Source organism: Nocardioides acrostichi (assembly GCF_015319165.1).
In the GTDB taxonomy this organism is placed as follows: Bacteria; Actinomycetota; Actinomycetes; order Propionibacteriales; family Nocardioidaceae; genus Nocardioides; species Nocardioides acrostichi.
Genome location: NZ_JADIVZ010000001.1, coordinates 948,846 through 975,841, shown reverse-complemented (window position 1 = coordinate 975,841; position 26,996 = coordinate 948,846). Strand labels below are relative to the sequence as shown.

Below are 26,996 nucleotides of genomic sequence, written 5' to 3'. Positions count from 1 at the left end.
TCAGGAGGGGAGGGTGTCCCCCGCCTGCGTCGGCATCCGGCGAACGAACCAGTCCGAGCGCGCGTCGGCCACCTGCTCCAGCCGCGCCGAGGCCGTGAGCACGCTCGCCCCCTCGGCCCCGGCGAGCACCAGCCCCAGCTCGAGGGCACTGATCTGGGGCAGGTCGTTCTGCATCTGCGCCACCCGCATGATGAGCCGCTCGATCTCACCGGTGTCGACCAGTTCGGCCCCCCGGTAGCCGAACAGCATCGGCGAGGATCGCACCTCGCGCACCATGGCCGCCGCGTCACGCGAGCCCAGCGGCGGGATCCGGTAGGCGCGGTCGCCGAGCAGCTCGGTCATGGGCCCGGAGATGCCGAACGACACCACCGGCCCGAAGAGCGGATCCTCGATACTGCGCACCGTGATCGGGACGCCGGGCGGCGCCGTCCGCTGCACCACGAAGCCGGCGACGTCGACCGGCACGAGCGCGGTGAGGCTCGCCCACGCATCGCGCATCTGGACCTCGGTGTCGATGTTGCGCCACACGTGCGCCAGGTCGGGCCGCTCGCGCAGGTGGTGAGCGGTGGCCTTGAGCACGACGTCCCACCCGAACTCCGCCCCCGCCGCCACGGCCTCGTCGGCGTTCGTCACCTCCCGGGCAGGCCACAGCTCGATGCCGTAGGCGCCCAGCAGCGCGGTGACGTCGTCACGGCTCAGCTCGACCCCACCGGGGGTGTCGCCGAGGCGGCGCAGCACCAGGTCGCGTGCCGTCGTCCCGTCGACGTCGGCAGGATCGGGGGGCGCGCCGTCGGGCGTACGCAGCCAGACGGCGTACTCCACCACGCGCGCGAGCGCGCGCACGGCCGCCTCGACCGCCGGGTAGGAGGGCACGGACCCGCGTCCGGCCGTGGAGCCGGCGACGTCGGGCACGCGCAGCAGCTCCGGCACGCCCTCGACTCCGAGGAAGGTCGAGACGAGTGGCTTGTCGGACTGCTCGCCGATCGCCGCGAGCACGTTCGCGACCTGCTCGCCCGACACGTTGAGCGGCGGGATGTACACGGCCACCACGGCGTCGATGTCGGGGTCGTCGATCGCGGCGTCGAGAGCGTCCTCGAAGTCCTCGGCGCCGGCCTCGGCACCGAGGGCGACCGACCGGTTGACGACCAGGCCCACCGCGGCGGCGGCGTCGGCCGCGAGCAGGCCGAGAGCGTCGGAGTTGCCCACGATCGCGACGCGGCGTCCGCGCGGCAGCGGCTGGTGGGCCACGAGCTGGGCGACGTCGAACATCTCCTCGAGGGTGTCGACCTGGATCACGCCGGCCTGGCGGAACATCGCGTCGACGGCCTCCGGCGGTGCCGCGATCTTGCGCACCGCGTGGCCCATCGGCACGCCCTGGGTGGTGCGGCCCGATCGCACGGCGATGATCGGCTTGCGCAGGCTCACCCGGCGCGCGATGCGCGAGAACTTGCGCGGGTTGCCGATCGACTCCAGGTAGAGCAGCACCACCTCGGTGGAGTCGTCCTCCTCCCAGTACTGCAGCAGGTCGTTGCCCGAGACGTCGGCGCGGTTGCCGGCGCTGACGAACGTCGAGAGGCCCAGGCCTCGGTTCTGCACCGTCTCGAGGATCGCCGAGCCCAGCGCGCCGGACTGGCAGAAGAACCCCGCTCGTCCGCGCGGGGGCATCACGCGCGAGAGCGAGGCGTTGATCGACACGTTCGGGTCGGTGTTGATGATGCCCAGGCAGTTCGGGCCGATCAGCCGCAGCCCGTAGGAGCGCGAGAGGCCGACCAGCCGGCGCTGTCGGCGGCGCCCCTCCTCGCCGGACTCCGCGAAGCCGCTGGAGATCACGACCAGGCCGCGCACGCCCTTCGCGGCGCAGTCGAGGACGACGTCCTGCACGGCGTCGGCAGGCACCGCGACGATGGCGACGTCGACGGGCCCGGGGATCTCCCCCACCGACTCGTACGCCGGGAGACCGGAGACCGCCTGCGCGCTCGGGTTCACCGCGAACACGCGCCCCGTGTAGTCGCCCATGACCAGGTTGCGCACCAGCGTCTGACCGATGGTGTCCTGGCGCCGGCTGGCACCGATGATCGCGACCGAGCGAGGCCGGAAGAAGTGCTCGATGGACGCCGCCTCGGCACGGTGCTCGCGACCCTGCATGACGCCGATCGCGGTGTCGGTGGCGTCGATGGGGAACTCCAGGCACAGCACGCCGTCGTCGTACTCGCTGGCGATGCGGTACCCGGCCTCGCGGAAGGTCTGGATCATCCGGGCGTTGTCGGGCAGCACCTCGGCCAGGAACTTCTCGACCCCGCGCTCGCGACCGGCCTGTGCCAGGTGTTCGAGCAGCAGCTGGGCGATGCCGCGGCCCTGGTGCTCGTCCTCGACCAAGAACGCCACCTCGGCCTCGCCTGGCCGGACGACGTCGTAGCGGCCGACCGCGATCATGCGGCCCTGGAGCGTCAGCACGAGCGCCACCCGGCTGACGTGGTCGACGTGGGTGAAGCGGGTGACGTCGCGATCGGAGAGGTTCGGCATCGGCGAGAAGAACCGGTAGTACTTCGACCGGTCGGAGACTCGCGCGTAGAACTCCACCAGCAGGCCCGCGTCGTCCGGCGTGATCGGCCGGATGTGCGCCGTGCCACCGTCTCGGAGCAGCACGTCGGCCTCCCAGTGGCGCGGCGGCGCGTCGGGGGGCAGGGGGTCGCCGGTCTGCTGGCTCTGGTCGGGGCCTGCGGTCACGGGGTCGAATCTACCGGTGAGCAGGCTTTCACCGCTGCCCGCGGCGTGCCCCCGTGCCGGTTGTCGGTGCGCTTGGTGAGAATGGCGGCATGGCACGGCGCACCAAGAGCGATCTCCCCGACGACGACTTCGAGGAGCACATCCTCGACATCGACGTGGGCGACGAGATGCGCTCCTCGTTCCTGGAGTACGCCTACTCGGTCATCTACTCCCGCGCCCTGCCCGACGCCCGCGACGGCCTCAAGCCGGTGCAGCGCCGCATCCTCTACACGATGCACGACATGAACCTGCGGCCCGACCGCGGTCACGTGAAGAGCGCTCGCGTCGTCGGCGAGGTCATGGGTCGGCTGCACCCGCACGGCGACGGCGCCATCTACGACGCCCTCGTGCGCCTGGCCCAGCCCTGGACCGTGCGGCTGCCCATGGTCGACGGCCACGGCAACTTCGGGTCTCCCGACGACCCGCCCGCGGCCATGCGTTACACGGAATGCCGGATGGCGCCTCCCGCCGTGGGCATGACCGAGTCGATCGACGAGGACACCGTCGACTTCCGGCCCAACTACGACTCCCGCGAGACCGAGCCGGTGGTGCTGCCCTCGGCCATTCCGAACCTGCTGGTCAACGGCACCAGCGGTATCGCGGTCGGCATGGCCACGAACTGTGCGCCGCACAACCTGGTCGAGGTCGTGCAGGCGCTGCGGCACCTGATCACCCACCCGAGGGCCACGCTCGACGACCTCATGCGGTTCATCCCGGGGCCCGACCTCCCCAGCGGCGGCAAGATCGTGGGCCTCGACGGCGTCCGCGACGCCTACGAGACCGGTAAGGGCTCGTTCAAGATGCGCGCCACCACCCGCGTCGAGACCATCGGACGCCGCAAGGGCATCGTCGTCACCGAGCTTCCGTACGGCGTCGGCACCGAGAAGGTGGTCGAGCGCATCAAGACGCTGGTGCAGGGCAAGAAGCTCCAGGGCATCGCCGACATCAAGGATCTCACCGACCGCGAGCACGGTCTGCGGCTCATCGTGGAGGTGAAGAACGGGTTCGTGCCCGAGGCGCTGCTCGAGCAGCTGTTCCGCTCCACTCCTCTCGAGGACTCCTTCGGCATCAACAACGTCGCCCTCGTCGAAGGCCAGCCCCGCACCCTCGGGCTCAAGGAGATGCTCGAGGTCTTCCTCGGGCACCGCTACGACGTCGTCCGCCGCCGCTCGGAGTTCCGGCGTGCCAAGAAGGCCGAGCGACTCCACCTCGTCGACGGCCTGCTCGTCGCGCTGCTCGACATCGACGAGGTCATCCAGGTCGTCCGCTCCAGCGACGACTCCGCCGCCGCCAAGGAACGGTTGATGAGCGTCTTCGACCTCAGTCAGGCTCAAGCGGAGTACATCCTCGAGATGCAGCTGCGCCGGCTCACCCGGTTCAGCCGCATCGAGCTGGAGAGGGAGCAGGAGACCCTGCGCCGCGAGATCGAGGAGCTCGAGGCGATCCTGGCCGACGACACGCTCCTGCGGAAGGTCGTCTCCGACGAGCTCGCCGAGGTGGCGAAGGTGTACGGCACCCCGCGCCGCACGGTGCTGCTCGGTGCTGCACCCGACGCCGGCGCCCTCAAGGCACCCACCGAGATCAGCGACGACCCCTGCCACGTCCTGCTGTCCTCCACCGGCCTCATCGCCCGCACGGCGGGCGACGAGCCACCTGGCACCGAGGGCGCGCGCACCAACCACGACGTCGTGATCTCGGCCGTGCGCACCACCGCGCGCGGCGAGATCGGGGTGCTCACCAGCGCCGGGCGACTGCGGCGACTCGACATGCTCGAGGTCACCGCGGTGCTGCCGCCCTCGGCCAACCACCCGAACCTCAACGGTTGCGTGCCGCTCACCGAACTTCTCGCCCTCGAGCCCGGTGAGAAGGCTCTCGCGCTCTGCAGCCTGGCCACCGACGGGCCCGGGTTGGCGCTCGGCACCCGGCAGGGCGTGGTCAAGCGGGTCAACCCCGAGGTGCTCGGCCGCGACGAGTGGGAGGTCATCTCGCTCAAGGACGACGATGCGGTCGTCGGCGCCGTCGAGCTCGCCACCGGCTCCGAGGAGATCTGCTTCGTCACCAGCGACGCCCAACTGCTGCACTTCGGTGCCGAGGCCGTGCGCCCGCAGGGCCGCAGCGGCGGCGGTATCGCCGGCGTCCGGCTCGCAGCGGGTCAGCAGGTGGTGTCGTTCGGGGCGCTCGACCCGGGTGTCGGGAACGTCGTCGTCACGGTCTCCGGCTCCTCCTCCGCCCTGCCCGGCACCGAGGCCGGCGCGGTCAAGGTCTCGCCGTTCACCGAGTACCCGGCGAAGGGCCGAGCCACCGGCGGCGTGCGCTGCCACCGGTTCCTCAAGGGCGAGGACGCCCTCGTCTTCGCCTGGGTCGGCGCGGCACCCGCGCGAGCCGCCGCGGCCAGCGGCGCACCCGTCGACCTGCCCGACCCGACCGGGCGTCGCGACGGCTCCGGCCTGCCCGCAGCGCAACCGATCGTCGCGTGCTCCGGCCCGGTCGCCGCCTCCGCTGAGGGCGCTGTGTCACAGTGAGCCGCATGTCGATGCGCCGCGCCCTGGTTCCTCTCGCCCTCGTCCCGGCGCTGCTGCTCACCGGGTGCAGCGGCAGCGACGACGGCAGCGACGGGGCCGACGAGAAGGCGGCCACGCCGCAAGAGGCCCTCGACGCCGCGCGCTCGGCCCTCGACGACACCAGCGGCGTCACCATCGCCCTGCGCACCGACGCGCTCCCCGACGGCGTGTCCGGTCTGCTCTCGGCCGAGGGTCAGGCAACCCACGCTCCCGCGTTCGACGGCTCGGTCACCGTGCGGTACTCCGGCATCGAGCCGCAGGTGCCGATCATCGCCGTCGATGGCAAGGTCTACGCCCAGGTGCCGCTCACGACGGGCTGGTCGACGATCGACCCGACCGACTACGGCACCGTCGACCCGGCCTCGCTGCTGGCACCCGACGAGGGGTTCTCGGCGCTGCTCGCGTCGGTGCAGGGCCTCGAGCAGGGCGACCAGGTGCGCGGTGGCACCGACAACAAGGACATCCTCACCACCTACACCGGCACGGTGCCCGAGGAGTCGGTCGCGGGCATCGTTCCCGCGGCCACCGGCGAGTTCGACGCCACCCTCACCCTCACCGACTCCGATGAGCTCACGCAGATGAAGCTCACCGGCGACTTCTACGCCAGCGGCGACGACGTCACCTACACCGTCGACTTCTCCGACTACGGCTCCACGCCCGACATCACCGCACCGGAGTAGGAGGCCGGGCCGCGATGAGGCGCACCCTGCTGTCCCTGGCGGCGCTCGCCGTCGCGTTCGCAGCCGCCGACACCTACGTCGTCGTCCTCGCTCTCGTCGACATGATGCAGGGCATCGGGCTCTCCCCCGAGCAGCTCCAGCGTGCGGCGCCGATCGTCTCGGGCTTCCTGCTCGGCTACGTGGCGATGCTGCCCTTGATCGGGCGCATCGCCGACCTGCGCGGCCGGGTGCCCGTGCTCACCGCGGCCCTGGTCGTCTTCGCGTTCGGGTCGCTGGTCACCGCCGCCGCCTACGACATGACCACGATGGTGGGCGGACGGTTCCTCCAGGGGCTCGGCGGTGGAGGGCTGGTGCCGGCCACGCTCGCCCTGGTCGCCGACATCTACCCCCGCGAGCGCCGCGCCGTGCCTCTCGGCGTGGTCTCCGCCGTGCAAGAGCTCGGCAGCGTGCTCGGCCCGCTCTACGGCGCCGCCGTGCTCGCGGTCGCCGACTGGCGCGCCATCTTCCTGCTCAACCTGGCCGTCGGCCTGGTGCTGGCGGCCGCGATCGCGACCGCCGCCCGCGACGCCGACCGACCACGGCTGCGCCTTCCGGATCCGCTCGGCGTGCTCCTCCTCCTGGTGGCCCTCGCCACCGGCGGCCTGGTCTTCCAGCCTCCCAACGCGCTGGTCACCGATCTGACGTGGGGGCAGCTGTTCATCCCGTTCTCCTCCGGGGCCGGTCGCTGGACGACGCCCATCGGCGCCGTCGCGATCGCGGCCACCGTGCTGCTCGTCGTCCGGTGCGCCACGGCGCGTCGTCCGCTCGTCGATCTGCCCGCCTGGTCTCGGTCGCTGCGCGAGGCCGACGTGGTGGGCGCTGCTCTGTTCGCGCTCGCGCTGGGTGGGGTGATCCTCGCCTTCGCCACGGCCGACCCGAAGATCCAGGTCTTCTCCGACGCCGGTCTGTGGTACCTGCTCGGCGCGGCGATCGCCACGATCGTGCTGGTGGTGCACCTACGGCGCGCGAAGGCGCCCCTGCTGCCTCGCGGCGCCCTCGTCGCTCGTCCGGCCTGGGGCTCGGTGCTGGTCAGCTTCTTCATCGGGGGCGCCCTGATCGCGGCCCTCATCGACGTGCCGCTCTTCGCCCGCACCACCGCCTACCCCGACTCACAACTGATGGCGGCGCTGGTGCTACTGCGCTTCCTCGTCGCGCTGCCCATCGGCGCCGTGCTCGGAGGCGTGCTCACCCGCACCCTGCCTGCGGGCGTGGTGGCCGCGACCGGGATGCTGCTGGCCGCGATCGGGTTCGGGTTCATGTCGCGGTGGGGCATCGACGCGCTCGACTCCTGGACAGCGACACTCCCGCTCGTCGTCGGAGGTCTCGGGTTCGGTCTGGCGTTGGCGCCGGTCAACGCGGCCGTGCTCGCCACGACCGACCAATCGGTGCACGGTCTCGCCTCCGCCATGGTCGTGGTGGCGCGGATGGTCGGCATGCTCGTGGGCATCTCGGCACTCACGACGCTCGGATTGCGGCGGTTCTATGCCGAGCAGGCCGACATCCCGCCCGTCCAGGAGGTCTGCACGGGCGGCTCGACCCGGTGCAGCGAGTACTCGATGCTGCTCAAACAGGCCGCCATCGCCCAGGAGCACACCGTGTTCGCCGGCGCGGCGGCCTGCGCTGTCATAGCCGCGGTGCTGGCGCTGGTGCTGCTGCGCGGCGCTGAGACCCGCAGTGTCGGTCCGCGAGGTGACGCACTAGCGTCTGTGCTGTGACCGGATCTGGATTCGACGACCTTCTCTCCGCGAACCGCGACTTCGCCTCCGACTTCGCCTACGGCGGCTTCGACGGCATCGCCCGAGCCGGCGTCGCCCTCGTGACCTGCATGGACTCCCGCATCGACCCGCTGCGCATGATCGGCCTCGGGCCGGGCGATGCGAAGATCTTCCGCAACCCCGGCGGCCGCGTGACCGAGGCCGCGCTCGAGGCGATCGTGCTCGCCACCCACCTGCTCAACGTCAACCGGGTGCTGATCGTGCCGCACACCCGCTGCGCCGTGGCGTCCAGCTCCGAGGACGAGATCCGCGAGCGCATCGCGGCCTCCGCCGGCACCGACGCCGCCTGGCAGCGCTTCCACGTGATCGACGACCAGGTCGCGGCCCTCGGTCAGGACGTGCACAAGGTGCGGTCGCACCCGCTGGTTCCCGAGTCGGTACAGGTCGGCGGCTTCCTCTACGACGTCGACAGCGGCCTGCTCGACCAGAAGTACTGAACCGCCGGCGACTCAGCAGCCCTGGCGGGGCGCGCCGGGCACCGGCACCGGCAGGTGCCCGAGTGCCTTGGCACGACCCAGCAGCACCCGCACGACGGCGTCCATCGACGCAGGGTCGGTGCCGTAGGCGGCCAGCCGCACCGGCGCCGCGGTGCGACCCAGGCCATAGGGCGTGTCGACACTGACCGCGATGCCCGTCGACGGCGGTGTCACGCCGGCGACGTCCAGATGCAGGGGCGTGCCGTCGACGACCGTTCGCGCGGGCGCACGGCGCCACCGCTGGAGTCGGATCCGATCCCTCTTCTCATGCCCGGTGCGCTGGGGTCGCGGCGGCTTGACCTGGCGCACGCTGCCGAGGGCCAGGCCCTCCCGGGCGGCTGCGGCGCGAAAGCCGGCCACCGCACTCGCATCGCCCATCGGCACGACCTTGCCCTGCACCAGCCGACCACGGCACGCCCCGGCGACCACCGTGACGGCGCTCGTCGCCAACCGCTGCACCACGGCTCGCGCCGACCCCGGTGGAGCCGGCTCGCCGCGGCCCGACTCGTGCTCGAGCAGCGCCACCTGGCGAGCCGCCGCCTGCTCCAGCCGCGCGCGGGAGAGCTGCCCGCGCTTCACGGCCGCCACGATCGTGTCGCGCGTAGCCGCCGGGTCGGGCGGCATCAGCACCACGTCTCCCCCCGCGCGCAGGAACCCCACGGCCGGACGCCGCGTGCCCGCCAGGGCCGCCATCTCCAACGAGTCGCTCATGACGAGGCCGTCGAAGCCGAGCCGCTCGCGCAGGATTCCGGTGATGGCCGGGCGCGACACGGTGGCCGGTACGCCCGGCTGCACGGCCTGAAGCGCGATGTGGCCCACCATCACCGCCGGCAGCCCGGCCTTCGCGGCGGCCCGGAAGGGCACCAGGTCTCGTCGCATGAGCTGCGCCACCGACGCCGTCTGGCGCGGCAGACCCAGGTGGCTGTCGGTGGTGACCGAGCCGTGCCCCGGGAAGTGCTTGACCACGGGGAGCACCCCCGCCGCCAGGAACCCCTCCGCGGCGGCCACGCTCTGCCGCGCGACGGCCTCGGGGTCGGATCCGGCCGAACGGGATCCGATGACGGGATCGGTCGGGCCTACCGTGACGTCGGCATCGGGGGCCAGCACGAGGTTGACGCCGAGCCCGCGCAGCTCCGCGCCCGAGGCCCGGTAGGCCGCTTGGGTGAGCTTCGGACGCCGGGCCGCACCCGCTGCCATGAAGGTCGGATAGTCGGTGGCGTCGCCGCGGATGCGCTGTACCAGCCCACCCTCCTGGTCGACGCCGACGGCGACCGGCCACGGGCGGTCGACGCCCCGCTCGAGCGCGCGCACCGCCGAGCGCAGAGCGCCGGTGGAGGCGACGTTCTCGCTGAAGGCCACGACCCCGCCGAGGTGCAGGCGCCGCACCAGTCCGATGGGAGCCGCCGTACCGCCGGGCCAGCGCGCCACGATCACCTGCCCCGCCAGCGCCGGCAGCGCCAGCCGGTGCACCTGGCGGGCGGCACGGTCGAGCTCGGCCCGGGTCGGTCCCCAGCCGGTGGTGAGTCCGAGACGCTGCGAGGGGCTGGACCGCGCCGACGGTGAGGCCTTGCCGTCCGGCGACCCACCGGAGCCGTCGTCGAAGCACCCCGCGGCTCCCCCGAGGAGAGTCAGGACGGCGAGCATCGCCACCCTCCCCCGCCACCGCCCGACCAGCCCTGCTCGCACCCGGTCGAGTGTGCCCGACCAGGGGGCGCTCATCGACATCTGGGAAGAGTGCACCGCCGACGCCACGGGCCAGAGCAGCTGACCCTTCCGGGCCTCCGCCCCGGGCGCACGGAGGTCAGGCGTCGATGGCGTCGGCGTCGACCTCGTAGGCGCCGGCGACGATGAAGTCCTTGCGCGGGGCGACCTCGGAGCCCATGAGCAGCTCGAACACGGTGGAGGCAGCGTCGGCGTCGTCGATGGTGATGCGGCGCAGGGTACGGCGCCGAGGGTCCATGGTGGTCTCGGCCAGCTGGTCGGCGTCCATCTCACCGAGACCCTTGTAGCGCTGCACCGGATCCTTCCAGCGCAGGTTCTTCTTGCGCAGCTCGGCGAGCTTGCGCTGGAGCTCGCCGTCGGAATAGGTGTAGATGTACTTCTCCATGCCCTTCTTGGGGTTGGTCAGCTCGATGCGGTGCAGCGGCGGCACCGCGCTGTAGAGCCGGCCGTCGCGCACGAGCTCGGGCATGTACTTGAAGAACAGCGTGGCGAGCAGGCATCGGATGTGCGCGCCGTCGGAGTCGGCGTCGGCCATGAGGATGATCCGGCCGTAGCGGCGCGCGTCGAGGTCGAAGGTGCGACCCGAGCCGGCTCCGACGACCTGGATGATGGAGGCGCACTCGGCGTTCTTGAGCATGTCGCCGACCGAAGCCTTCTGCACGTTCAGGATCTTGCCGCGGATCGGCAACAGGGCCTGGAACTCGGAGTTGCGGGCCGCCTTGGCCGTGCCCATCGCGGAGTCGCCCTCGACGATGAACAGCTCGGAGCGCTCCATGTCGGAGGTGCGGCAGTCGTTGAGCTTGGCCGGGAGTGCGGAGGACTCCAGGGCGTTCTTGCGGCGCTGGTTCTCCTTGTGCGCTCGGGCCGCCAGACGCGTCTTCTGCGCCCCGACGACCTTCTCCATCACCAGCTTCGCCTCGGCCTTCTCGGCGCGCTTGGTGCTGGTCAGGAACGCCTTGAGCTCGGCGGCCACGACCTTGCGCACGATGGTGCGCGCGGCCGGGGTGCCGAGGATCTCCTTGGTCTGGCCCTCGAACTGCGGTTCGGCCAGCCGCACGGTGACGACGGCGGTCAGGCCCTCGAGCACGTCGTCCTTGATGACGTCGGCGTCGGCCTGCTTGAGCGCCTTGGTGGCGCGCATGACGTCGTTGAACGTCTTGGTGATCGCGGTCTCGAAACCCGACACGTGAGTGCCGCCCTTGGGCGTGGCGATCACGTTGACGAACGAGCGCAGCTCGGTCTCGTACCCGGTGCCCCAGCGAGCGGCGACGTCGACCGTCAGCTCGCGCTCGACCTCCTGCGGAGTCATGTGCCCCTGGTCGTCGAGCATCGGCACGGTCTCGGTGAACGTGTCGGAGCCCTGCAGCCGCAGCACCGAGGTGACCGGCTCGTCGTGGCTCAAGAAGTCGGTGAACTCGGTGATGCCGCCGTCGTGTCGGAACGACTCGGCCACCGGCTGGTCACCGCGCTCGTCGCGCAGCACCAGCTCGAGGCCGGGCACGATGAAGGAGGTCTGCCGAGCGCGGGTGACCAGCTCGTCCCAGACGAACGTGGCGTCGCGGGTGAAGATCTGGCGGTCCGGCCAGAACCGGATGCGGGTGCCGGTGCGGCCCTTCGCGACCCGCTTGCCCTTGCGCGAGAGGCCCGACCTCGCCTCGAAGGCCGCCTTCGGCCCGTCTGCGGCGAACACGCCGGGCACGCCGCGCTGGAAGCTGATGCCCTGCTCGGACGGCGATCGCTCGACGTCGATGTCCATCCGCGCGCTGAGCGCGTTGACGACCGAGAGGCCGACTCCGTGCAGACCACCGGTCGCCACGTAGGAACCACCTCCGAACTTGCCGCCGGCGTGCAGCTTGGTCGCGACCACCTCGACACCGGGCAGGCCCGTGCGGGGCTCCTTGTCGGTGGGGATGCCGCGGCCGTCGTCGTGCACCTCGACAGAGTCGTCGGCGTGCAGCGTCACCTCGACCCGGTGCGCGGCACCGGCCAGCGCCTCGTCGACGCCGTTGTCGATGATCTCCCACACGCAGTGCATGAGACCGCGCGTGTCGGTCGACCCGATGTACATGCCCGGGCGCTTGCGCACCGCCTCGAGACCCTCGAGGACGAGGAGGTGCGCTGCGTTGTAGGTGTTGTCGGCGATCGTCCCTGCTCCTGCTGCGAACGGCCCGCGGCGCGGTCGCGCCGGGTGTCTCGAATCTAGTCGACGGCCCACCTGAGGACGGCGCAGGCACGCGGACCGGCGGCACGCGGTCACGATGTGGACACGAACCGGTTCGGCCTGTGGAAATCACCCTCCTGGTCACCAGCCGCGCGGCACACTGGAGGAGCAACGCCGCTCGAAGAGTCTCGACACGACGTGGACGACGTGGACGACACGCGACGGCACAGTGACTATCCAGCCGGACAAGTGGGTAACACTGGGCCAGGAACGAAAGCACGACCATCGACCGGATGGACGTGGAGTTCGCCACATCGCGGTGGGAATCTTTCAGTCCGCTCGTTACGTTGAACCACCTGACATGAGCACGAGAGAAATGAGGCCGACAGTGACCACTGCGATTGCCCCCGACGCCGCGCTGACTGCCGCTGACCGCTGCGACCGGTGCGGAGCCCAGGCCTACCTCCGCGTCGAGCTCCAAAGCGGTGGCGAGCTCCTCTTCTGCGCCCACCACGCTCGCGAGCACGGTGACGCACTCAAGGAGCAGGCCGCCAGCATCGTCGACGAGACCCACAAGCTGGGCACCACTCCCGTCTCCGCCCCCGAGGGCGAGCGCTGAGCGCCCACTCCACACAGCCATAGCCGACGGCCCCGGACGACGACGTCCGGGGCCGTCGTCGTCTGTTCGCATCCTCCGACGGGACCACCATGGCCGTGCTACTCGCCCTGACCGCCGCCGTCGCCTACGGCACCAGCGACTTCCTCGGCGGACTGACGTCTCGCCGGGCGAGTCCGTGGGCGGTCGCGCTGGTCGTCCTGGCGACCGCCGCCGCCGCCACCGCCGTCCTCTCGATCGCCGTGCCCGGGCGACCGTCCGGCGTCGACCTCGGGTGGGGCGCACTCGCCGGGCTCGGCGGCGGAGTCGGCACGGTCACGCTCTACCGGGGCCTCTCGCTGGGTCGCATGGGCGTCGTGGCGCCGGTCTCCGCGGTCGGGGCCACCCTGGTGCCCGTGGTCGTGGGGGTCGTCGCCGCCGGCGACCGGCTCTCAGCGCTCGTGTGGGCCGGTGTCGTGCTGGCACTGCCCGGCATCTGGTTGGTGGCCCGCCAGCCCGCCCCGGAGGCCGGCAGCGGCCCCGGCGTGCAGGCCGCAGGTGTGCGCGACGGCATCCTCGCCGGGCTGGGCTTCGGCACGCTGTTCGCGGCACTCGGGCAGATCCCGGACGACGCCGGCCTGCTGCCGCTGGCGCTCAACCACGCCGTCGCGGGGTCGCTCGTCTTGGCGCTGGCCGTGTCCACCCGGGCCGACTGGCGACCACGCGGGAGGTCCGGCCTCTGGTCGGTGGCCCCCGGCCTGCTGGGCGCCGCGGCCACCGCGGCGTTCCTCCTCGCGAGCCAGGGCGGGCGCCTCAGCGTCGTGGCGGTGCTGGCTTCCCTCTACCCGGCCGTCACCGTGCTGCTGGCGGCCGCCCTGCTGCGCGAGCCCGTCGCTCGTTCCCAGGGCATGGGCTTGGTCGCCTGCTGTGCCGCGGTGGTGCTGATCTCGGCGGGATGACGCGCCGCAGCGTGACCCGCACCACACCATGAGCTACTTGTCGGTAACAAAGGGTCTACAAACCTTCGCCGCCCGTTGCCTCGCAGTCGCTCCACGACGCACTATTCCTCCGTCGACGATCGAGGCTCCCTCCGCGGAGAGGAGCCACAGCAAGGGGGAACGGTCGCCGACGACACCTCACCGCCCGCTGGCAGCACGCCATGCGGGCGGTCGGTGTTTTCGAGCCGAACCCCTCGGCCCGCGCCTCAGTCGAGGTAGTCGCGCAGAACCTGCGAGCGGCTGGGGTGGCGCAGCTTGCTCATCGTCTTGGACTCGATCTGGCGGATGCGCTCGCGCGTGACGCCGTAGACCTTGCCGATCTCGTCGAGGGTCTTGGGCTGGCCGTCGGTGAGCCCGAAGCGCATGCTCACCACACCCGCCTCACGCTCGGAGAGCGTGTCGAGCACGGCGTGCAGCTGCTCCTGGAGCAGCGTGAAGGAGACGGCGTCGGCCGGGACGATGGCCTCGGAGTCCTCGATCAGGTCGCCGAACTCGGAGTCGCCGTCCTCGCCGAGCGGGGTGTGCAGCGAGATCGGCTCGCGGCCGTACTTCTGGACCTCGATGACCTTCTCGGGGGTCATGTCGAGCTCGACGGCGAGCTCCTCCGGCGTGGGCTCGCGGCCGAGATCCTGGAGCATCTGGCGCTGCACGCGGGCGAGCTTGTTGATGACCTCGACCATGTGCACCGGGATGCGGATCGTGCGGGCCTGATCGGCCATGGCGCGGGTGATCGCCTGCCGGATCCACCACGTGGCGTAGGTCGAGAACTTGTAGCCCTTGGTGTAGTCGAACTTCTCGACCGCTCGGATCAGACCGAGGTTGCCCTCCTGGATCAGGTCGAGGAAGAGCATGCCGCGGCCGGTGTAGCGCTTGGCCAGCGAGACGACGAGGCGCAGGTTGGCCTCGAGCAGGTGGTTCTTGGCCCGGCGGCCGTCGTCGATGATCCACTCGAGCTCCTCGACCAGGTCGGCCTTGATCTTGCCGCCCTTGCCCATCTTCTCCTCCGCGAAGAGGCCGGCCTCGATGCGCTTGGCGAGCTCGACCTCCATCTCCGCGTTGAGGAGCGGAACCTTGCCGATCTGCTTGAGGTAGTCCTTGACCGGGTCGGCGGTCGCGCCGGCGACGGTGACCTGCTGCTCGGGCTCACCGGAGTCGTCGGCGTCGGAGACGACGAAGGTCGCCTCCTTCTCGTCCTCCTTGATCGTGGGGTCGTTCTTGACGTCCTTCTCGAACTGCTCGTCCGGGACGTCGGGCAGCACCTTCGGGCCGTCCTGACCGACCACGGCGCCGTCGGCGGCCGGCGTCTCGGCCGCCACCTTCTGGGCGGGGGCCTTCTTGGCCGCCGCCTTCTTGGCCGGTGCCTTCTTGGCGGCGGCCGAGGCGGTGGCCTTACGAGTGGAGGTCGCGGCAGCGACCCGGGTGCCGTCCGACTGTCCCAGGTCGACGGTGATCCCCAGACTGCTCAGATGAGCCATCAGCGCCTTGAGATGCTGCGGCTCCACCGCGGCATGCTCACTGGCGCGTCGCACCTGCTCCGGGCCGACACGACCACTGGGCGTGCCCGCCTCGATGAGTGCGACGACAGCCGGGTGCGCGAGCACCTCGGCGGGGATCTTGCGTGCGTTCGAGGACACGAACACCTCTCGTCTACTGGCGTAGGGGCGCGGCAAAGGCCGTAGTTGTCAAGAGCCGCGCCGACCATTCTGCCACGCCCACCCAGGAGGGTGACATCCAGAGGGGCCTCTGCGACGAATCAACGGGCCGAGGACGCCTTCACTGCGGCCTTCTTCTGCTTCTTGAAGTCGCGCACCTTCTGCAGCGATGCGTCGTCGACGACGTCCGCGACCGAGCGGTGGCCCTCGAGCGCGTAGTCGCCCACGACCTGCTCCCAGCCCTCGGGCCGGACGCCGAGCTGCTTGGCGAGCAGCGCCACGAAGATCTGCGCCTTCTGCTTGCCGAACCCGGGCAGCTGTTGCACTCGCTTGAGCAGATCACTACCCGACGTCGCCTCGCCCCACAGCCGGGTCACGTCGCCGTCGTAGGTCTCCTCGACGAGTGCGGCCAGCTCCTGGAGCCGGCCGGCCATCGAGCCGGGGAAGCGGTGGATCGCCGGCGTGGTGCTGCACAACTCCTTGAACTCCTCCGGATCCGCTGCGGCGATCGCGGCGGGGTCCAAGGTGCCGAGGCGGTCCTTGACCTTGGACGGCCCGCGGAACGCGTGCTCCATCGGGTACTGCTGGTCGAGCATCATGCCCACCAGCAGCGCGAAGGGATCCTCGGTCAGTACCTGGTCGGCGGCGTCGTCGCCGGTGATGTGGATGGCCATGCGGGCCATCCTCCCCGATCAGCCGGAGACGCCGTCATGGCGCGGCGTCTCGCGGGCGAGGCGACCACCGACCGCACGCGCGGTGCGCAGCTGGCCCGACCCCTGGGCCAGCACGACGGGCAGCAGGCTCAGCGACCAGCCGACGCCCATGAGGCCGGTGAGGGTGCGGCCGTCGGCCAGGTCGGCCGGATCCCCGGGCGCGAAGCCCACATAGAGCATCGTGACCGCGAAGAGCAGGCCGATCACGGCGAGCGCCAGCAGGGCGCCGCGCAGCAGGCCCCGCGACGAGAGCAGGTGGTCGCTCACCGCCCTGGGGTCGGACGACGCCACCTGCGCGCAGCGGTCGACGTACGCGCCGACGACTCGTCGTCCGGCGAGGAGTGCCCACCGACCGAGCGCCGCTCCCCCGGCCGCGAGCAGCAGCCCGGGCAGCCCCAGGGCGAGCACGAGGCCGATGTCACCCGCGGAATCGATCGCGGCCGCCACCAGCGTGCTCCCGGCGACGCCGAGCAGGGCGGCGAGCGCACCGCCGCCGGTGCAGCGCCACGTGACGAGGCTGGACTCCAGATCGGCCAGGGCGACGTCACGCGAGGGTTCAGCCACGGGTGCTCTCGGCGGGCTCGGTGTCCTCGGCCGCGAGGAATCCGCGCTCGTGCACCGCGCCGGTGCGGTCGACGAGCACGTTGGCCCGGGGGTAGGCGGCCAGGTCGGCGATCGCGTGCACGCTGGCGGCCATCTGGCCGGCGAGCACCGACATCGCCTGGCGCTCCTCGACACACGGCGCGACGCCGAGGGTGAGCACGAGCCGGTCGGGGAGCCCGCGCAGTGGCATCACGACGGCGTAGAGGCCCAGCGCCGCGAGATCGATCTGCGGCAGCATCCGCACGACATCGGCGTCGGTCAGTCCGTCGGGCAGCGACGTGGCGCTGGTGGTGCCGCCGAAGACGACGCCCTCGCGACCGTCGTCGGTGCTGAATCGCTCGACCTGGGAGATCTCGCCGAGTGAGCCGACCACCCGCGAGGCGACCGCCACCGGGTCGACGTCACCGAACGACGGCGGGGTGATCACCCCCACTCCTATGGTCCACACCGTGTTGCGCGAGGTCTCCTCGACCGGGAACTCGGTGACGACGCAGCCCAGGTGCAGCCACCGCTGCGGCGCGGCCACGGCGTGAGCACGCACGCAGGCGTCGACGATGCGCTCGATCTCGTCGTCGTCGAACCGGTCCGCGTCGACGGCGAGTTGGGCGCGCAGGAACGACGCCAGCACGTCAACGGACGAGAACGCCACCAGCTCGATCCACCCCGGCGGCAGCCCCGTGGCGATGCTCGGCAGCTCGTCGGCTGGGTTCTGACTCATCGGCCGCCCGACTCCAAGGTGTCGAAGGAGCTGTCGAGATCCTGGTAGCTGGTGACGCCCCAGTAGAGCAGCGAGTGGAAGAAGCTCGGGTTGATCGTGTACTGGATCGCCGCGACCGCGGCGCCGCCGTTGCTGCCCACGCCGGCCATCGCGACCTGCGGGATGTAGAGGCCGTTGCGGATGTTGGAGGTCGCGTTCACCGCGATCGGCCCGATCGCCTTGGCCGCCCCGATGCCCAGCAGCATGCCGGCGGACTGGAGCGCGAAGCCCTGGAGAGCGCCGTCCTCACCGTGCAGCACGCGCAGGCCCTGGATGCCGAGGTCGACGAACGAGGCCACCCGGGCGATCGTGCCCAGCGTCCCGGCGAGAGCGAAGGCGGGAGGGAAGACGAACCCGACGACGAAGCAGACGATCGCCAGGATCGTCGCCACGGCACCGATGACGCGCGCCAGCTGCTGGATCAGCGGCGCCAGGTTCTCCATGAACCAGTCGAAGGCCGCGCCGAGGGCGTCCTTGATGTCGGAGAGGACGCCGCCCAGCTTGTCCCAGAGGCCGGGCTCGTCGGGCGCCTTCTTCATGGCGGTGTCGAAGGCACCCGCCACCGTGTCGGCGTGGTCCTCGACCTCGTCGCGCAGATCCCGGGCTCGGCGGTGGATGTCGGCGAGCTCGCCCTGGGCGCCGTCGAGGCGCGAGCGCGCCTGGCCGAGGTCGTCGTGGTAGCGGTCGACCGCGCTCCGGTCGGCGTCGTGACCGGGCACCGTGAGACCGCCGAGGTGCGAGGTGGCGCTGCTCACGCGCTCCGCTGCTCCGGCGGCCTCCACCTCGAGTGCGTCGGCGCGGCGCCGGTAGCCGCCGAGCGCCAGCACCCAGCCCTCGAAGGCGCTGCTGGCATGACCGAAGCTCGCGAGGGCGTCGGCGACGCGCGGGCGCAGCTCGTCCTTCACCGAGGCGCGGAACGCGTCGGCCGTGCGGCCCTCCCAGTGCTGTCGCCCGGTGCCGCCGAGCACCGCATCGACCTCGGTGAGTCGGTCGACGGCGTACTTCAAGCGGCGAGCGAGCTCGGCACCGGCCGACTCGTCGCTGGCCACCGGGTCGAAGCCGAGGTGGGGGTAGACGTGCGCGCTCATCGGCCGTCGGCCTGGTCGAAGGTGGCGGCGAGCTTCTGGTCGACCTCGGTGAACGCGTCGCGGATGTGCACCAGGGCCTCGCCCACCGTGCCACTGAACTCCGAGAGCTTGCCGATGCCGTAGTCCCACTCGTGACCGAAGTCCTGCAACCGGGAGCGCAGGTGGCTGATCGAGGTGACGGCGCCGGCCTCGTCGGCGAGACGGCTCACCGGGTCGCGCAGCAGGTCGGCCACGTGCTCGAGGTCGTGGCGGGTGCGCTCCAGGGCGTCGAGGTCGATGTAGAGGTCAGACATGGGGGGCTCTCGTCGTGGGTGTCGGCTCCGGCCCGGGCTCGTTACCCGCCCGACGTCGCCACCTACCCCCGTATCCTCGCACGTCAGGCGACCTGTGGACGACGTATGCCCACGCCCGCCGAGGGCGGGCACGATAGCCGCATGGCCGGCTCGCAGACCTTCGCCACCGCGGGCGTCGACAGCGCGCTGCGGGCACGACTGCGGCTCGCGGTCGCCGAGACGGCACGGGCCGGTCGCCGCTGGTTCCCCACCACCGCCCGCATCGGGTGCCCGAGCGAGCACTGGCCGCCGGTGGTCGACCCCGGTCTCGGCACCACGTCGCTCGACGACGCCCTGCGGCGCGACCTGGTCGGCGCGGCCCTCGACGCACGGTGCCGTGACCCGCGCATCCGCACGCTCCCCTTGCTGGTGTGCCTCGTTCGCACCGGCGACCTTGCGGCACAGGACGCCGACCAGGCGTGGCTCGCCGCCACCCTCGGCGCGGTGGCAGAACGCGGCGGGGCCTCGATCGACTTCGCGGTCGTCACCACGCACGGCTGGCGGCTGCCCCTCACCGGTGACCAGCGCGAGTGGCGACGTCCACCCCGCTGAGCCGGCTGTGCGAGACCCGGTGCGAGGTCAGCGGTCCCAGGTGTGCACGGGCTCGTTGGTGTGCATCCGCTCGCGGTACTCCCCCAGCACGGCACGCAGGTCGTCGAAGCGGCTCGCGGGGTCGCCGTCGCGCTCTCGCATGCGGCGGACGAACCACTCCGCACCGTTGGTCTGACGCAGGCAGCGCTGCTCGATGACGCCCAGCAGCCGGGTGCGAACCTCGGCGTCGACACCCCAGGACTCGAGCCCGGCGTGGGCGCGCGGCAGCAGGCGGCGCAGCACCAGCTCGGTGGCCGCGACCTGGCCGATGCCCGGCCAGTAGAGCTGGGCGTGGATGCCCTGCTGGGCGCCGGTGTGGAAGTTCTCCTCCGCGGCGCTGAACGACATCTGCGACCACAGCGGCCGCTCGTCGTGGGCGAGCGCATGCACGAGCCCGAAGTAGAAGGCGGCGTTGGCCACCGTGTCGACGACGGTGGGACCGGCGGCGAGCAGTCGGTTCTCGACCCGCAGGTGCGGGCCGTCGTCGGTGACGTCGTAGACCGGGCGGTTCCACCGGTAGACGGTGCCGTTGTGCAGCCGCAGCTCGGGCAGCCGCGGTACCCGGCCGGCCTCGAGCTCGGCGAGGGGATCCTCGTCGTCGGTGATCGGCAGCAGGGCCGGGAAGTAGCGGACGTTCTCCTCGAAGAGGTCGAAGACCGAGGTGATCCACCGCTCGCCGAACCACACGCGCGGCCGCACACCTTGGGCCTTGAGCTCCTCGCTGCGGGTGTCGGTGGCCTGCTCGAACAGCGGGATGCGCGTCTCGGGCCACAGCTGGCGACCCAGCAGGTAGGGCGCGTTCGCGCCGACCGCCACCTGCACGCCGGCGATCGCCTGCGAGGCGTTCCAGTAGGCCGCGAACTGGTCGGGCGAGGTCTGCACGTGGAACTGCGTGCTGGTGCAGGCGGCCTCCGGCATGATCGTGTCGGCGGTGCACTGCAGCCGCTCCACCCCGGAGATGTCGAGGGCGATGTCCTCGCCCCGCGCAGCCAGGATCTGGTCGGAGAGCAGCGCATAGCGTGGGTTGGCGCTGATGGTGTCGCGGGTCAGGTGACCCTCGGCCAGCGTCGGCAGCACGCCGATCATCACCAGGTGCGCGCCCACGTCGGCGGACGCCACCTCGGCGTGGTCGAGGTCGGCGCGCAGCTCGGCCTCGATGCGCGCCAGACCGTCGCCGCGCAGGTGCGTGGGCGGCACGTTGATCTCGAGGTTGAACTGACCGAGCTCGGTCTGGAAGTCCGGGTCGGCGATGCGTTCCAGCGCCTCGCCGTTCTTCAGCGCCGGATCGCCCGCGTCGTCGACCAGGTTCAGCTCGACCTCCAGACCCACCATCGGGTCGTCGGTGTCGAAGGCCGACTCGCGCAGCATCCGGGCGAACACGTCGAGACAGCGCCGCACCTTCTCCCGGTGCTGCGTACGGTCGGCGCGTGTGAACTCCTGGCGCTCCACCCTCTCGCCCATGGACGAGAACCTAGCGGAGCCCGCTCCCCCTCTCGGTGCAGGTGCGCCGATCGCTCACCCCACCCTCTCGTCCCACACCCTCGGCGGGAGGGCGTTCTCGAGCGCCGCGGCGACGTATCCGGCCAGGCGGTGGTCGGGCGCCACCTCGCGGCACCGCTCCACCGCGCACCACGCGAGGGCGCCGTGCCCCGCGACCCAGGCGGCCAGCGCGAGCACCGCAGCCACGTCGGGCACCAGGTGCTCCGGAGCGCGGCGCACCACGTCGCTCCACAGCGCGACATGTCGATCCGCCGTGTCGCGGGAGACCAGGAGCAGCGCCTCGTCGCGGATGCGCGGGTCGACGAGGGAGTGCGCCATCCTGGCCACCTCGGCGTCGTCGAGGCGCACGGTCGTCTCGTCGCTGAGGAGCTCGCACAGCCGGAGCCGCAACCCCGGCGCCGTGCACGGGATCGGCATCGGGAGCGCCTCGACCGCGCGTTGCGAGGGCACGTCGGGTGCGACGGTGGCAGCCACCTCGGCCCGCGAGCCGAGCGTCACTCGCCCGTGCAGCACCGAGGCGGCTCGGAAGGCGTGGCTGCGCACGTCGAGCGGCAGCCCGTGGGCAGTCACCCCTGGGAGCCGGCCCAGCGCGGCGTAGCAGCGCTGGTCGGTGACGCGGAGCTGCACGATGACACGCACCCTCGCGGCGCGGAACTCCCGCTCCAGCCGACGCGCGAGCCGGCGTACGGCCCTCGCGTCGGCCGCGTAGTGCACGAAGAGCACCGCCTCGACCTCATGGGTCAGGGCCGGTGCCATCAGCAGGTCGATCACCTCGTCGTCGGCCGCGGCCGCGGGCGGGAAGTCGACGCGGGCGTGGAAGCCGTCGCGCCCGCCGATGGTCAGCATGACCACCGAGTCGTCGGGCTCGAAGCCGAGCGCCACCGGCACAGCGGCGGCGATGTCTTGCGGGTTGCGGGCGACCAGCGGCGCGTGCCGGTCGGGAAGGGTCGGATCGGGTGTGGGTTCTCGTCTCATACAGCCACGTTCGCGGCCCGGGGGCAGCGACGAGACGGTGCCGACACGGTCTGTGGAGAACCCGGACGTGTCGGTGGCCTGTGGAAGATTGGTGCGTCCGCCTCTCGTTAGCCCCCACGAACCCGCCCCCACGAACCCGCCCCCACGAACCCGCCCCCACGAACCCGCCCCCACGAACCCGCCCCCACGAACCCGCCCCCACGAACCCGCCCGACGAATCCAGGAGGCCACCGGTGCGCGCCCACGCCTCCGTGCTGCACCTGGACCTCGACGCGTTCTTCGCCTCGGTGGAGCAGCGCGACAAGCCGTCGCTGCGCGGGAAGCCGGTCGTCGTCGGCGGCACGGGTGGCCGCGGCGTCGTGTCGACGGCGTCGTACGAGGCTCGGCGGTACGGCGTCGGGTCGGCCATGTCGACCCGCGAGGCGCGTGCCCGGTGCCCGCACGCGGCGTTCCTCTCGGGGCGGTTCCACGCCTACCGCGAGGCCTCCGCGGTGGTGATGGCTCTGCTGCGCGAGCTCTCGCCCTTGGTCGAGCCACTCTCGCTCGACGAGGCGTTCGTCGACCTCGCGGCCGCCGGCCTGCCCGATCTCGACGTCGACACCGTCACCCAGACAGCGCAGCGGCTGCGCGCCCGGGTGTACGAGGCCACCGACGGCCTCACCGCCTCGGTCGGCGTCGCCTCCAGCAAGTTCCTGGCGAAGGTGGCCAGCGACCTCGACAAGCCCGACGGTCTGGTCGTCGTCACGCCTGGGACCGAGCTCGAGCTGCTGCGTCCGATGGCCGCCACCGTGATCCCGGGCGTCGGGCCCGCTACCGCCGAGCGGCTGCGCCGGGCCGGCCTGCACACGGTCGCCGACCTCGAGCGCGTGAGCGAGGAGGAGCTGGTGCGCCTGCTCGGCCGCGCGCACGGTTCCGGGCTGCACCGGCTCGCGCACGCGCGCGACGACCGCGCCGTCGAGCCCGAGCGCGAGACCAAGTCCGTGAGCGTCGAGGGCACCTACGACACCGACCTCACCGACACCCGCCTCATGGAGAGCCTGCTCACGAGCCAGGCGAAGGACGTCGCGCGTCGGCTGCGGGCCTCCGGCTTCTCGGGGCGCACGGTCACGATCAAGGTGCGGCTGCACGACTTCACCACACTGTCTCGCTCGACCACGCTCGCCTCCCCCACCGACCAGGAGAACGTGGTCGGCCGGCTGGCCCGCGGGCTGCTGGCCGAACTGCTGGCGCATCCCGACAGCGAGGCGCAGGTGCGCGGCGGCGTGCGGTTGCTCGGCGTCGGCGTCTCGGGGCTGGCCGACTGGGTGCAGGACGACCTCTTCGGCGATCTGCTGGAGACCGGCCCGACCGACCCGACCGATGCCGTCGAGCCGGCCACCGAGACCGAGCCGCCCGAGCCGCCGCGCGCCCGGTCGTCGGGCTGGGCTCCGGGCTTGGACGTCGAGCACGACGAGCACGGCCGCGGCTGGGTGTGGGGCTCCGGGCGGGGCGTGGTCACCGTGCGCTTCGAGACCCGCGAGTCGCCGGCCGGACCTGTGCGCTCCTTCGCCGACGACGACCCCGCGCTGCACCGCTGGCAGCCACCCGACCTCGACCCACCGGCCGACCCGTAGCCTCGCCCCCATGCCCGAGCAGCCGCCGCCCGACCACCCACCGGTGGCGACCCGCCGCCCGACGTCTCGCACGATCCACGGGCAGGTACGCGACGACGACTACGAGTGGCTGCGCGAGAAGGACTCCGAGGCGGTGCAGGCGCACCTCGAGGCCGAGAACGCCTGGACCCGTGCCCGCACCGAGCACCTGGCCGACCTGCGGGAGACGATCTTCACCGAGATCCGCTCTCGCACCCGCGAGACCGACCTCTCCGTGCCGTCGCGCAACCGCGACCACTGGTACTACGGCCGCTCGTTCGAGGGCCGCGAGTACGGCGCCACCTGTCGGGTGCCGGCCGGCGGACCGGACGACTGGACCCCGCCGCGCCCGGCCGAGGACTGCGCGCCCGACCAGCCTGCGCTCCCCGGCGAGGAGGTGCTGCTCGATCTCGACGCCCTCGCCGAGGGCCACGAGTTCTTCTCCCTCGGCGGCGCGAGCATCAGCCCCGACGGAGGCCGGCTCGCCTACGCCACCGACGTCGTCGGCGACGAGCGCTACACGGTGCGCATCAAGGATCTCGCCAGCGGCGACCTGCTCGACGACGTCATCGAGGGCACCCTGGGCGGCGGCACCTGGGACCGCGCCGGCGAGAACCTCTACTACTCCACCGTCGACGCCGCCTGGCGCGCCGACAAGATCTGGCGCCACCGGGTCGGCACTGCGCAGGCCGACGACGAGCTCGTCCACCACGAGACCGACGCGCGATTCTTCACCGGCGTCGGACGCAGCCGGTCCGATCGCTTCCTCATGATCGTCTCCGGATCGAAGACCACCTCGGAGTTCCGCTTCCTCGACGCCGACGACCCGGACGCCGGGTGGCAGGTCTTCGCCGAGCGGGTCGAGGGCGTCGAGTACTCCCTCGACCACGGCAGGTTGCTCGGTGACGACACGTTCTTCGTGCTGCACAACGCGACCGGCCCCGACTTCGAGCTCGGCACGGCCCCCTGCCGACCGACCCCGCAGGAGCAATGGCGCGCCCTGGTGCCGCACGACCCCGCCGTCCGGCTCGAGGACGTCGACGCGTTCGCCACCCACCTGGTCCTGCACCAGCGCAGCGAGGGCCTGACCCAGCTGCGGATCCTCGACCTCGACGACACAGCCACCGGGTCGGGGGTCGCCGACGACCACCTGATCGAGTTCGACGAGCCGGTCTACACGGTCGGCACGGGCGGCAACGCCTCCTTTGCTTCTCCGGTGCTGCGGCTGGGCTACACGACCATGTCCATCCCCTCCAGCGTCTACGACTACGACGTGCGCACCCGCGAGCTCACCCTGTTGCGCCGCGCGCCCGTGCTCGGCGGCTACGACCCTGCCGACTACGAGGAGCACCGGCTCTGGGCCATCGCCGACGACGGTGAGCGGGTGCCGATCTCGCTGGTCGCCCGGCGGGGGGCCGTCGTCGACGGGCCGGTGCCCACGCTGCTCTACGGGTACGGCTCGTACGAGGCCTCGATCGACCCGTACTTCTCGATCGCCCGGCTCTCACTGCTCGACCGGGGTGCCGCCTTCGCGATCGCCCACGTTCGCGGCGGCGGGGAGATGGGCCGGCGGTGGTACGACGATGGCAAGCTGATGCGCAAGCAGCACACCTTCTCCGACTTCGCCGCCTGCGCCCGCCACCTCGTGCACACCGGCTGGGCGAGCCCCGACTCGCTCGTCGCCGAGGGCGCCAGCGCCGGTGGGCTGCTGATGGGAGCCGTCGCCAATCAGGTGCCCGAGCTGTTCGGCGGCATCGTGGCCGGCGTCCCCTTCGTCGACGCGCTCACGACCATGCTCGACAGCACGCTGCCGCTCACGGTCACGGAGTACGACGAGTGGGGCAACCCGGAGGCCGACCCCGAGGTCTACGCCTACATGCGCACCTACGCGCCCTACGACAACGTGACCGACCAGGCCTACCCGCCGATCCTCGCCGAGACCTCGCTCAACGACACGCGCGTGCTCTACGTGGAGCCCGCCAAGTGGGTCGCGCGACTGCGCGCCACGGCGCCGGACGCCCGCCCCGATGTGCTGCTGCGCACCGAGATGGCGGCCGGACACGGCGGGGTGTCGGGCCGCTACAAGTCGTGGCGCGACCGGGCGTTCACCCTGGCGTGGATCCTCGACCGGATGGGCCTGGCCGCCGGCGGCTGAGCAGGCTCGACGGATTCAGACGAGGTCGTGCAGCAGGCGACGCCCCTCGGCCGTGGGCTGGTAGGCCTGGGCGACCTCGCCGGTGCCGGTCAGCCGGACGGCGCCGTCGGAGGGGCCCGCGAACAGCACGTCGCCGCGGCGCAGCAGCACCGACTCGCCCGCCTCGTTGTGCACCTCGACCTCGCCGCCCGTGCAGACGAGGAGGCGAGGGCCGGACTCCGGCAGCGGGGCGCCGTCGGGGTCGGCCGGGGACGTCTGGCACACGGCGAGGGCGAAGTCGCCCTCGCCCGGGGCGAAGACGTCGGTGCCGAAGCCGAAGAGATCGGGACTGACCCGCGCCAGACGCGACATCTCGGCGTCGATGCTGGCCACGACTCCGGACGGGTCGAGATGCTTCGAGGTGAGGCCGGCGCGCAGCACGTTGTCGGAGTTGACCATGACCTCCAGGCACATGCCGCTCAGGTGCGCGTGGATGATCCCGGCGCCCAGGTACGCGGCCTCTCCGGGCTGGAGCGTGAGCCGGTTCAGCAGGAGCGACACGATCACCCCGACGTCGCCGGGGTAGTGGGGTGCGATCTCGGTGGCCGAGGCGTAGGCCCGTTTGATGTCCAGCCCGAGCCCAAGACGGGCATGACAGAGGGCCACGATCTCGTGCACCTCCTGAGGGCTCGGGGGCTCGAGCAGCAGGCGCTCCAGCACGCGCACGATGCCGTGAAACCCCGGGTTGGCCGCCAGCTGCGCCACCATCGCCTCGATGACCGGGTGGGCCAGCGGCGCCAGGATGCGCAGGATCTCGGCCGTGGGCCGGAACCCGACCAGGGTGTCGAACGCCGTGAGCGCGTAGACCATCTCCGGCTTGGGGTTCGGATCCTTGTACAACCGGTGCGCGGCGTCGAGTGGTATGCCCGCGACCTCCTCGGACTCGAACCCCTTGCGGGCGAGCTCGGCGTTCGGGTGCACCTGGATCGACAACGGCCGGGCGGCCGAGAGGATCTTCATCATGAACGGGAGCTCGCCGGCGAGCTCGCTCAGCGGCCGCCGACCTGCGGCGGTCTGCACCATCGCCGGCCCGAGCCGGTGGGTGCCCATCCAGACCTCGGCCATCGGTCGACCCAGCGAGGGGCGACCGAGGAAGGCCGGGATCTCGTGCGCCGTTCCCCATGCGTAGTCCTGGGAGGGGCACTCCAGCAGATGCATGGGGCGAGAGTAGGCCCTTTGCACTGCGA

At 71.9% G+C, this 26,996-nt stretch carries 21 protein-coding genes; 9 read left to right on the top strand and 12 right to left on the bottom strand.

What is annotated here, in order from left to right:
* Window positions 1–2,727, bottom strand: a complete 2,727-nt coding sequence (locus ISG29_RS04590) for a bifunctional acetate--CoA ligase family protein/GNAT family N-acetyltransferase (RefSeq protein ID WP_328827948.1) — start codon at window positions 2,725–2,727, stop codon at window positions 1–3.
* 89 nt (window positions 2,728–2,816) lie between these two features.
* Between ISG29_RS04590 and ISG29_RS04585 the strand changes: the two genes are divergently transcribed.
* The 4 genes from ISG29_RS04585 to ISG29_RS04570 are packed head-to-tail and all read left to right on the top strand — an operon-like array spanning window position 2,817 to window position 8,258.
* Window positions 2,817–5,288 (top strand): DNA gyrase/topoisomerase IV subunit A, encoded by a 2,472-nt coding sequence (locus tag ISG29_RS04585; protein ID WP_194502119.1) that lies wholly within the window; start codon window positions 2,817–2,819, stop codon window positions 5,286–5,288.
* Window positions 5,289–5,293: 5 nt separating this feature from the next.
* The gene (locus ISG29_RS04580) at window positions 5,294–6,007 is read left to right on the top strand and encodes an LppX_LprAFG lipoprotein (protein ID WP_194502118.1); all 714 of its coding nucleotides are present in this window, start codon (window positions 5,294–5,296) and stop codon (window positions 6,005–6,007) included.
* A gap of 14 nt (window positions 6,008–6,021) precedes the next feature.
* On the top strand, window positions 6,022–7,761 hold the full coding sequence (locus tag ISG29_RS04575; RefSeq protein ID WP_194502117.1) for an MFS transporter: 1,740 nt from the start codon (window positions 6,022–6,024) through the stop codon (window positions 7,759–7,761).
* Complete coding sequence (locus ISG29_RS04570; protein ID WP_194502116.1) at window positions 7,758–8,258, top strand: beta-class carbonic anhydrase; 501 nt, start codon at window positions 7,758–7,760, stop codon at window positions 8,256–8,258. The genes ISG29_RS04575 and ISG29_RS04570 overlap by 4 nt, the downstream gene beginning before the upstream one ends.
* A 12-nt stretch (window positions 8,259–8,270) precedes the next feature.
* On the opposite strand, the gene ISG29_RS04565 is transcribed toward ISG29_RS04570, so the two are convergent.
* Both ISG29_RS04565 and ISG29_RS04560 read right to left on the bottom strand, forming a co-directional pair.
* Complete coding sequence (locus ISG29_RS04565) at window positions 8,271–10,022, bottom strand: glycoside hydrolase family 3 protein (protein WP_194502115.1); 1,752 nt, start codon at window positions 10,020–10,022, stop codon at window positions 8,271–8,273.
* A gap of 76 nt (window positions 10,023–10,098) precedes the next feature.
* On the bottom strand, window positions 10,099–12,162 hold the full coding sequence (locus tag ISG29_RS04560) for a DNA gyrase/topoisomerase IV subunit B (protein ID WP_194502287.1): 2,064 nt from the start codon (window positions 12,160–12,162) through the stop codon (window positions 10,099–10,101).
* A 394-nt stretch (window positions 12,163–12,556) separates the two neighbouring features.
* Here ISG29_RS04560 and ISG29_RS04555 point away from each other — a divergent pair, with 394 nt between their 5' ends.
* Window positions 12,557–12,799, top strand: a complete 243-nt coding sequence (locus ISG29_RS04555; RefSeq protein WP_207792662.1) for a DUF7455 domain-containing protein — start codon at window positions 12,557–12,559, stop codon at window positions 12,797–12,799.
* 89 nt (window positions 12,800–12,888) lie between these two features.
* Window positions 12,889–13,734: an EamA family transporter gene (locus ISG29_RS04550; protein ID WP_194502113.1), complete on the top strand. Its 846-nt coding sequence runs from the start codon at window positions 12,889–12,891 to the stop codon at window positions 13,732–13,734.
* A gap of 245 nt (window positions 13,735–13,979) precedes the next feature.
* Here ISG29_RS04550 and ISG29_RS04545 read toward each other — a convergent pair whose 3' ends face one another.
* The 6 genes from ISG29_RS04545 to ISG29_RS04520 form a co-directional block, all read right to left on the bottom strand.
* Window positions 13,980–15,413, bottom strand: a complete 1,434-nt coding sequence (locus tag ISG29_RS04545; RefSeq protein ID WP_328827942.1) for an RNA polymerase sigma factor — start codon at window positions 15,411–15,413, stop codon at window positions 13,980–13,982.
* A gap of 113 nt (window positions 15,414–15,526) precedes the next feature.
* Window positions 15,527–16,099 (bottom strand): HhH-GPD-type base excision DNA repair protein, encoded by a 573-nt coding sequence (locus tag ISG29_RS04540; RefSeq protein WP_207792661.1) that lies wholly within the window; start codon window positions 16,097–16,099, stop codon window positions 15,527–15,529.
* An 18-nt stretch (window positions 16,100–16,117) separates the two neighbouring features.
* A complete protein-coding gene (locus tag ISG29_RS04535; protein ID WP_194502111.1) occupies window positions 16,118–16,702 on the bottom strand; it encodes a hypothetical protein in 585 nt (194 codons plus the stop codon).
* Window positions 16,695–17,459 (bottom strand): hypothetical protein, encoded by a 765-nt coding sequence (locus ISG29_RS04530; protein ID WP_194502110.1) that lies wholly within the window; start codon window positions 17,457–17,459, stop codon window positions 16,695–16,697. Before ISG29_RS04530 ends, ISG29_RS04535 begins: the two co-directional genes overlap by 8 nt.
* Window positions 17,456–18,586, bottom strand: a complete 1,131-nt coding sequence (locus tag ISG29_RS04525) for a hypothetical protein (RefSeq protein ID WP_194502109.1) — start codon at window positions 18,584–18,586, stop codon at window positions 17,456–17,458. Before ISG29_RS04525 ends, ISG29_RS04530 begins: the two co-directional genes overlap by 4 nt.
* Window positions 18,583–18,879: a hypothetical protein gene (locus tag ISG29_RS04520; RefSeq protein WP_194502108.1), complete on the bottom strand. Its 297-nt coding sequence runs from the start codon at window positions 18,877–18,879 to the stop codon at window positions 18,583–18,585. The genes ISG29_RS04525 and ISG29_RS04520 overlap by 4 nt, the downstream gene beginning before the upstream one ends.
* A gap of 141 nt (window positions 18,880–19,020) precedes the next feature.
* Between ISG29_RS04520 and ISG29_RS04515 the strand changes: the two genes are divergently transcribed.
* Entirely contained in the window at window positions 19,021–19,470 is a 450-nt protein-coding gene (locus tag ISG29_RS04515; RefSeq protein ID WP_194502107.1) for a hypothetical protein, read from the top strand.
* Between the two features lie 27 nt (window positions 19,471–19,497).
* Here ISG29_RS04515 and ISG29_RS04510 read toward each other — a convergent pair whose 3' ends face one another.
* The gene (locus ISG29_RS04510) at window positions 19,498–20,970 is read right to left on the bottom strand and encodes a glutamate--cysteine ligase family protein (RefSeq protein WP_194502106.1); all 1,473 of its coding nucleotides are present in this window, start codon (window positions 20,968–20,970) and stop codon (window positions 19,498–19,500) included.
* Window positions 20,971–21,024: 54 nt separating this feature from the next.
* A complete protein-coding gene (locus tag ISG29_RS04505) occupies window positions 21,025–21,984 on the bottom strand; it encodes a DUF4192 domain-containing protein (protein WP_194502105.1) in 960 nt (319 codons plus the stop codon).
* Between the two features lie 233 nt (window positions 21,985–22,217).
* Between ISG29_RS04505 and ISG29_RS04500 the strand changes: the two genes are divergently transcribed.
* Both ISG29_RS04500 and ISG29_RS04495 read left to right on the top strand, forming a co-directional pair.
* Complete coding sequence (locus ISG29_RS04500; protein WP_194502104.1) at window positions 22,218–23,597, top strand: DNA polymerase IV; 1,380 nt, start codon at window positions 22,218–22,220, stop codon at window positions 23,595–23,597.
* 10 nt (window positions 23,598–23,607) lie between these two features.
* Window positions 23,608–25,770, top strand: coding sequence for a S9 family peptidase (locus tag ISG29_RS04495; RefSeq protein WP_194502103.1), 2,163 nt, complete (start codon window positions 23,608–23,610; stop codon window positions 25,768–25,770).
* A gap of 15 nt (window positions 25,771–25,785) precedes the next feature.
* Here the strand turns inward: ISG29_RS04495 and manA are convergent, their stop codons facing one another.
* Window positions 25,786–26,967, bottom strand: a complete 1,182-nt coding sequence (gene manA / locus ISG29_RS04490; RefSeq protein WP_194502102.1) for a mannose-6-phosphate isomerase, class I — start codon at window positions 26,965–26,967, stop codon at window positions 25,786–25,788.
* Between the last annotated feature and the right edge of the window lie 29 nt (window positions 26,968–26,996).